Here is a 7,204-nt window from a genome sequence, read left to right as displayed (position 1 = left end):
GTGCGTCCGGCCGGGGCGGCCTCCGTCGCGGGACGGGCGCGGGCGACGGGCCGCGCCCGCCGCCGCCTCAGCCCAGGCTCGCCAGGGCCTGGTTGAAGGTCTTCGACGGACGCATCACGGCCGAGGCCTTGGCCTCGTCGGGCTGGTAGTAGCCGCCGATGTCGGCCGGCGAGCCCTGGACCGCGATCAGCTCGTCGACGATCGTCCGCTCCTGCTCGGCCAGCGTCCGCGCGAGCGGGCCGAACGCCTGCGCGAGCTCGGCGTCGTCGGTCTGCCCGGCCAGTTCCTGCGCCCAGTACAGCGACAGGTAGAAGTGGCTGCCGCGGTTGTCGATGCCGCCCAGGCGGCGGCTGGGCGACTTGTCCTCGTTGAGGAAGGTGGCCGTGGCGCGGTCGAGGGTGTCGGCCAGCACCTGGGCGCGCGCGTTGCCCGTCGTCTGCGCGAGGTGCTCGAAGCTGACGGCCAGCGCCAGGAACTCGCCCAGGCTGTCCCAGCGCAGGTAGTTCTCCTTGACGAGCTGCTGGACGTGCTTGGGCGCGGAGCCGCCGGCGCCGGTCTCGAACAGGCCGCCGCCGTTCATCAGCGGGACGACGGAGAGCATCTTGGCGCTCGTGCCCAGCTCGAGGATCGGGAACAGGTCGGTGAGGTAGTCGCGCAGCACGTTGCCGGTGACCGAGATGGTGTTCTCGCCGCGGCGGATGCGCTCCAGGGAGAACCTGATGGCGTCCACCGGGGCCATGATCTCGATCCGCAGGCCCTCGGTGTCGTGCTCGGACAGGTACGCCCGCACCTTCTCGATCAGCTTGGCGTCGTGGGCGCGGGTCTCGTCGAGCCAGAACACCGCCGGGTCGCCGGTGGCGCGGGCGCGGGTGACGGCGAGCTTGACCCAGTCCCTGATCGGGGCGTCCTTGGTCTGGCACATGCGGAAGATGTCGCCGGCGCCGACCGTCTGCTCCAGGACCACGGCGCCGTCCTGGTCGGTGACCCGCACCGTGCCGGTGGCGGGGATCTCGAAGGTCTTGTCGTGGCTGCCGTACTCCTCGGCCTTCTGCGCCATCAGACCGACGTTGGGCACCGAGCCCATCGTCGCCGGGTCGAAGGCGCCGTTGGCGCGGCAGTCGTCGATGACGGCCTGGTAGATGCCGGCGTAGGAGCTGTCGGGCAGGACCGCGAGGGTGTCGTGCTCCTGGCCGTCGGGGCCCCACATGTGGCCGGAGGTGCGGATCATGGCCGGCATGGAGGCGTCGACGATGACGTCGCTGGGGACGTGCAGGTTGGTGATGCCGCGGTCGGAGTCGACCATGGCCAGCTCGGGGCCCTCGGCCAGCTCGGCCTCGAAGGACTCCTTGATCTTCGCGCCCTCGGGCAGCGACTCCAGGCCCTTGAGGATGCCGCCGAGGCCGTCGTTCGGGGTCAGGCCCGCCGCGGCGAGGGTCTCGCCGTACTCGGCGAAGGTCTTCGGGAAGAAGGCGCGCACCACGTGGCCGAAGATGATCGGGTCGGAGACCTTCATCATGGTGGCCTTCAGGTGGACCGAGAACAGCACGCCCTCGGCCTTGGCGCGGGCGACCTGCTCCTTGAGGAACTCGCGCAGCGCCGCGACGCGCATGACGGCCGCGTCCACGACCTCGCCCTCGGTCACCGGCACCGACTCGCGCAGGACGGTGGTGGAGCCGTCGTCGCCCACCAGCTCGATGCGGAGCGCGCCGTCCCGGGCGACGACCGCGGACTTCTCGGTGGAGCGGAAGTCGTCGACGCCCATGGTCGCGACGTTCGTCTTCGACTCGGGGGTCCAGGCGCCCATGCGGTGCGGGTGGGCCTTGGCGTAGTTCTTCACCGAGGCGGGGGCGCGGCGGTCGGAGTTGCCCTCGCGCAGCACCGGGTTGACGGCGCTGCCCTTGACCTTGTCGTAACGGGCGCGGATCTCCCGCTCCTCGTCGGTCTTGGGGTCGTCCGGGTAGTCCGGCAGCGCGTAGCCCTTCTCCTGGAGCTCGGCGATCGCGGCCTTGAGCTGCGGGATGGAGGCCGAGATGTTCGGCAGCTTGATGATGTTGGCCTCGGGGGTCTTGGCCAGCTCGCCGAGCTCGGCGAGCGCGTCACCGATCCGCTGCTCCTCCTGGAGGTACTCGGGGAAGACCGCGATGATCCGTCCCGCCAGGGAGATGTCACGGCTCTCCACGGCGACGCCGGCCTTGGCGGCGTAGGCCCTGACCACCGGCAGGAACGAGTACGTCGCCAGGGCCGGGGCCTCGTCGGTCTGTGTGTAGATGATGGTCGAGTCAGTCACCGGGTGCTCCGCTCCACGTCTGCAACATTGCTCGACATCAAGATATCCCGTGGGCGCCTCCCCCTCGAAAGCGCCCTGCCCCGGCGGGGGCGCGAACGCGTCACCTCCTCCGGGCGACCGCGCGCGGGGGCTCGGGGGCGTCCCGGCCGGGCGGGCGGACGCGCTCCGGGGCGCCCGGTGGGCGGCGTGCGCCGCCGCGTACCGGACGCCCCGGAGGAGCCGGTGGGCCGCCCCGGCCCGGCCGTCTCAGTAGGGACCGTTGACGTTGTCGATCGAGCCGTAGCGGTCGGCCGCGTAGTTGCAGGCGGCGACGATGTTGGCGACCGGGTCGTACTGGCTGTTCGCCGTGCCCGGGACGTGGTACGCGTCGAAGGTCGGCTTGATGACCTGGAGCAGGCCGATGGAGGGGGTGCCGCGCTGGGCGTTGACGTCCCAGTTGTTGACGGCGTTCGGGTTGCCGCTGGACTCGCGCATGATGTTGCGGTGGATGCCCTCGTAGGTGCCGGGGATGCCGTTGGCCCGCATGATGTCCAGGGCCTCGCGGATCCAGCCGTCCAGGTTGTCCGCGTAGGCTCTCGGCGCGGCCTGCGGCGCGGTCTTCGCGGAGGCGGGACGGGCCTCGCTCCGGTCGGAGCGCTCCGGGGCGCGGCTCTGCCCGCCGTCGGACGGCTGGGCGGCCAGGGTCAGCCGCTGGCCGGGGAAGATGAGGTCCGGGTTGCCGCCGACGGTCTCACGGTTGGCCTCGTAGACCGTCCGCCAGCCGCCCTCGACGTCGTGCCGGGTGGCGATCCCGTGGAGGGTGTCGCCGCCGGCGACGGTGTAGGAGTCCGCGGCGGCGGACGTCCGCCCGGTCTCGGCCTTCACCTTGGTCTCGCCCCGCGTCTGCGGCGCGGGGGCGTTGGCCGGGGTGCCGGAGTCCCGGCCGAGTCCGGCCGCGGGACCGCAGGTGGGCCAGGCGCCCGGGCCCTGGGCGGCGAGCAGCTTCTCGCCGGCGGCGATCTGCTCCTCCTTGGTGGCCAGGTCGGCGCGCGGCGCGTACTCGGTGCCGCCCACCGACTCCCAGCTGGACTGCGAGAACTGCAGTCCGCCGTAGTAGCCGTTGCCGGTGTCGGCGGACCAGTTGCCGCTGCTCTCGCACTCGGCGACCTTCTCCCACACCGGGACGGAGGCCGCGTTGGCGCCGCCGGCGGCGATCATCGGCGCGGCGATGCCCGCGCCGCCGGCCGTGAGGGCGAGGGAGACGCGCGAGAACTGACGGGAGACCAGGGGTGTGCGGGGGCGGCGGTGGCGACCACGAGACATGGGTGTGCGTCCTCTCCCACGCCTGCGAGGTTAGCTGTCGGATTCGGGCTGGAGTTGCCCGGCCGGTTCCCGTTGCGTCAGGGGGCGTCGGGAATCGGCTTCACCCCGAGCCGGGCCGGCGAGAACGCGCGGCACGGCACTGTGTGGTTTCCCCGCTCCTGCCGCGGTCGGATGCTGCCTCTCCCCGGCCGGGCGGCAGGACTCGGCGTCCCGGCGGTGGAGCCCCTGCCATGGGCGGCGGAGGCCAGGCCACATAAACACACCGAATTCCCGGAGACAAGGAGAGGGAAATCCGATGGTCCATCACCTTGTCACCCAGCTGACAAATCCGGCCACGGTGCGCGCCGGGGCACGGATCCGGTACGCCGGGGCACGGACCGCCGGAGTGGTTCAAAACGCCGTGGAGCCAGGGGATTCGGGCGGCGGACGATTGATGATCTTCGCGGTGGGCAGAAGTCGAGTACGGGAATGTGATTCACGGCACACCGCCGGTGCGATTTCCGCACATAGCCCAATTCACCGGCTGTCGACCCTTTATGGGACGCCCGGAGCGATCGGACCGCATTCTCCCTTTTGACGGCTTGCTCCTTTTCGCGGAAAAAGCGCACCCTTTCCCGGCCGAACAGGACGTGCGGTGCCGAAGCCGGGTGCGGCGGTGCCCGGTCCCGCCCGGCGTACGCCGCCCGCCCCGCGGGGTACCGCGGACCGGGCACGTACGGGGCGACCCGCGGGCCCCGCCCCTCCCGCACGACCGGGGGAGCAGGAGGACGGCCGACACCCTCGACCGGCTCACGGCCCATCACGGCCCGGAGGCCGGGGCGGTGGTCTGGGAGCACGACGCCCACGTCGGGGACGCCCGGGCCACGGACACGGCCGACGCGGGCACGGTCAGCGTCGGGCAGCTGCTGCGCGAGCGGCACGCGGCCGAGGGCGCGGCGCTGGTCGGCTTCGGCGCGCACGAGGGCACGGTGGTCGCAGCACGGCGGTGGAGCCTGCCCCCCGGAGGCGATGACCGTGCCGCCGGCCCGGAGCGGCAGCGTCGAGGAGCTGACGCGCCGTGCCCTGCCGGGCGGCTCCGCACTGTTCACCCGGGAGGACGGCGAGGACGGCGGCGACGCCGCCCCGGCCCGGCGGAGCGAGGAGCTGGGGCACCGCGCGATCGGGGTCGTCCACCGGCCGCACGCCGAGCGCCGGGGCAACTACGTTCCCACCGTGCTCGGCCGGCGTTACGGCGCCTTCCTCCACCTGGACCGCACCCGGGCGCCGGCTCCCACCGGTACGAGCACGGCGCGGGCGGGAGGGGGACCTGCCCCACCGGCCGGTGTCCGCCCCGCCCGGCGCGGGCCCCGGTCACCCGGTGCGCCGCCCGCGCCGGGCGGTCAGACGCGGGTCAGCTCCGCCGCGCCGAACGAGACGTCGAAGCGGTCGCACCAGATGCTCACGCTCGTGAACGCCTCCGGATCGACGTCCGCGGGCAGCGCGTAGTTCTGGTCGCCCCTGTTGCCCTTCAGCCTGCCGAGGCCGACGTACCGGCCGTCGTCGAAGACGCCCCAGCCGGCCCGGCCCTCCACCACCGGTGCGTCGGTCAGCCAGACGTGCAGGTCGGGGCCGTTGCTGGTGTCGAGGTCCTCCAGGCGCAGGACGTGGGAGCCGTCGGCCAGCCGGAGCAGCTTCACGGTTCCGGACGTCGCGTGCTCGTGGCTGATCAGGTCGCCGCTCGCCAGCGTCCGCGGCCCGGCCGCCGGCGCGGGCGGCGCGGTGGTGGCGTTCCGCGAGGGCGCCGCCGACGGAGCGGGCGCGTCCGCGGCCGAGGGCGGCGCCTCCCGGACGGTCTGGTCCTGCCACAGCCTCCACGGCTGGAACCAGTACAGCCCCGCTCCGGCCGCCACGACGGCCGCCACCAGGACCCCCACGACCACCGGTTTGCCCCGTACAGCGCGCACGCGCCCACCCCCGTCCGTCCGGAACCCGTCGGCGTCCATTCAACCCGGCGGACGGCGCCGGCGTCCCGGGCCGAGAAGTGACGGAACCCTTACGGCGCCGGGCATGGCTGCCGCCCGCACACCCGGCGGCGCAAGTGTGGTGCCCCACCACATACGCCCGCGGCCTGGGCGTTCCTACGGTGTGGCGACACCGATCGTCCCCTTTCACTGTCCGGAAGTGGTGCCCATGGCCTCCTCTCCCCCGACCTCCGCGACCCCCCGGTCCCTCAAGCGCGTCGTCACCGCGAGCCTGATCGGCACCACCATCGAGTGGTACGACTTCTTCCTCTACGGGTCCGCCGCCGCGCTCGTCTTCGACAGGCTGTTCTTCCCCGAGTCCGACCCGCTGGTCGGCACGCTGCTGGCCTTCCTGACGTACGCGGTCGGCTTCGTCGCCCGCCCGGTCGGGGCGCTGGTCTTCGGCCACTACGGCGACCGGCTCGGCCGCAAGAGGCTGCTGGTGATCAGCCTGCTGATGATGGGTGGAGCGACCTTCGCGATCGGGCTGCTGCCCACCCACGCCCAGCTCGGCTCCACGGCGGCCGTCCTGCTGACCGCGCTGCGGCTGGTGCAGGGCTTCGCGCTCGGCGGCGAGTGGGGCGGCGCGGTGCTGCTGGTGTCGGAGCACGGTGACGCGCGCCGGCGCGGCTTCTGGGCCTCCTGGCCGCAGACCGGCGCGCCCGCGGGCCAGTTGCTGGCCACCGCCGTACTGGCGGTGCTGACGGCGGTGCTGCCGGACTCGGCGTTCACCTCCTGGGGCTGGCGCGTGCCGTTCCTGCTCTCCGGGGTGCTGGTGCTGGTCGGCCTGTGGATCCGGCTGTCGGTCGACGAGTCACCGGTGTTCAAGGCCGCGCTGGCGAAGGCCGAGGCCCGCAGGGCCGCAGAGGGGGCCGGGAAGGCGGCGGAGGCCATGCCGCTGCTGGCCGTGCTGCGCCACCACCGGCGCGACGTGCTGATCGCGATGGGCGCCCGGATGGCGGAGAACATCAGCTACTACGTCATCACCGCCTTCGTCCTGGTCTACGGCACCAAGCACCTGGACATGGACCGGCAGACCGTGCTCAACGCGGTGCTGGTCGCCTCCGCCGTCCACTTCGCGGTGATCCCCGCCTGGGGCGCGCTGTCGGACCGGTGGGGCCGCCGTCCGGTCTACCTGCTGGGCGCCGCCGGGGTCGGCCTGTGGGCGTTCCCGTTCTTCTGGCTGATCGACACCGAGAGCTTCGGCCCGGTGCTGCTGGCGGTGACGGTCGGGCTGGTCCTCCACGGCGCGATGTACGCCCCGCAGGCGGCGTTCTTCTCCGAGCTGTTCGCGACCCGGGTGCGCTACTCCGGGGCCTCGATCGGCGCGCAGTTCGCCTCGGTCGCCGCCGGCGCCCCGGCCCCGCTGATCGCCACCGCCCTGCTGGCGGACTTCGGCGGCTCGACGCCGATCGCGCTGTACGTGATCGCCGCCGCGCTGCTCACGCTGCTCGCGGTCGGGGTGGCCGAGGAAACCCGGATGCGGAACCTGGAGGAGATCGGCGAGCCCGACGGACCGGAGGGTTCCGGGAAGGCTCCGGCCGCGCGCGGCGGTTCCGCCCCCGTGGGCGGCCCCTGAGCACCGTCGCCCGCCGACCGTCGCCCGCTGACCGCC

The 7,204-nt window shown here is 73.2% G+C and carries 5 protein-coding genes, 2 pseudogenes and 1 riboswitch; of the genes and pseudogenes, 3 read left to right on the top strand and 4 right to left on the bottom strand.

The genetic code is table 11. The features are described 5' to 3' along the window. Nucleotides 1–67: 67 nt before the first annotated feature. The 3 genes and pseudogenes from QC029_RS30020 to QC029_RS30010 form a co-directional block, all read right to left on the bottom strand. Nucleotides 68–2,287, bottom strand: a complete 2,220-nt coding sequence (locus QC029_RS30020) for an NADP-dependent isocitrate dehydrogenase (protein WP_279559006.1) — start codon at nucleotides 2,285–2,287, stop codon at nucleotides 68–70. Nucleotides 2,288–2,533: 246 nt separating this feature from the next. After that, on the bottom strand, nucleotides 2,534–3,307 hold the full coding sequence (locus tag QC029_RS30015) for a transglycosylase SLT domain-containing protein (RefSeq protein ID WP_279559007.1): 774 nt from the start codon (nucleotides 3,305–3,307) through the stop codon (nucleotides 2,534–2,536). Next, nucleotides 3,290–3,484: pseudogene (locus QC029_RS30010) on the bottom strand (transglycosylase family protein); the annotation flags it as partial. The pseudogene QC029_RS30010 and the gene QC029_RS30015, both read right to left, overlap by 18 nt. 111 nt (nucleotides 3,485–3,595) lie before the next feature. Beyond that, nucleotides 3,596–3,773: riboswitch (cyclic di-AMP (ydaO/yuaA leader) on the bottom strand. 352 nt (nucleotides 3,774–4,125) lie between these two features. Here QC029_RS30010 and QC029_RS31260 point away from each other — a divergent pair. Together QC029_RS31260 and QC029_RS31255 are read left to right on the top strand one after the other, a co-directional pair. Next, nucleotides 4,126–4,575: pseudogene (locus tag QC029_RS31260) on the top strand (erythromycin esterase family protein); the annotation flags it as partial. A gap of 22 nt (nucleotides 4,576–4,597) precedes the next feature. After that, entirely contained in the window at nucleotides 4,598–5,074 is a 477-nt protein-coding gene (locus QC029_RS31255; RefSeq protein ID WP_369281325.1) for an erythromycin esterase family protein, read from the top strand. On the opposite strand, the gene QC029_RS30005 is transcribed toward QC029_RS31255, so the two are convergent. Further along, entirely contained in the window at nucleotides 4,969–5,571 is a 603-nt protein-coding gene (locus QC029_RS30005; protein ID WP_279559005.1) for a DM13 domain-containing protein, read from the bottom strand. The two genes, QC029_RS31255 and QC029_RS30005, sit on opposite strands and share 106 nt — an antisense overlap. A gap of 187 nt (nucleotides 5,572–5,758) precedes the next feature. Here QC029_RS30005 and QC029_RS30000 point away from each other — a divergent pair, with 187 nt between their 5' ends. Next, the gene (locus QC029_RS30000; protein ID WP_279559004.1) at nucleotides 5,759–7,168 is read left to right on the top strand and encodes an MFS transporter; all 1,410 of its coding nucleotides are present in this window, start codon (nucleotides 5,759–5,761) and stop codon (nucleotides 7,166–7,168) included. Nucleotides 7,169–7,204 lie beyond the last annotated feature (36 nt).

This window comes from Streptomyces sp. DH37, from assembly GCF_029813835.1.
Taxonomy (GTDB): domain Bacteria; phylum Actinomycetota; class Actinomycetes; order Streptomycetales; family Streptomycetaceae; genus Streptomyces.
Note: the sequence above shows the minus strand (reverse complement) of the source record. Positions and strands in the feature narration are given on the sequence as shown.

Excerpts from the sequence above, each read along its gene's own strand:
- QC029_RS31255 (WP_369281325.1), top strand. The coding sequence starts at position 4,598 with ATGACCGTGCCGCCGGCCCGGAGCGGCAGCGTCGAGGAGCTGACGCGC.
- QC029_RS30005 (WP_279559005.1), bottom strand. The coding sequence starts at position 5,571 with ATGGACGCCGACGGGTTCCGGACGGACGGGGGTGGGCGCGTGCGCGCT.
- QC029_RS30000 (WP_279559004.1), top strand. The coding sequence starts at position 5,759 with ATGGCCTCCTCTCCCCCGACCTCCGCGACCCCCCGGTCCCTCAAGCGC.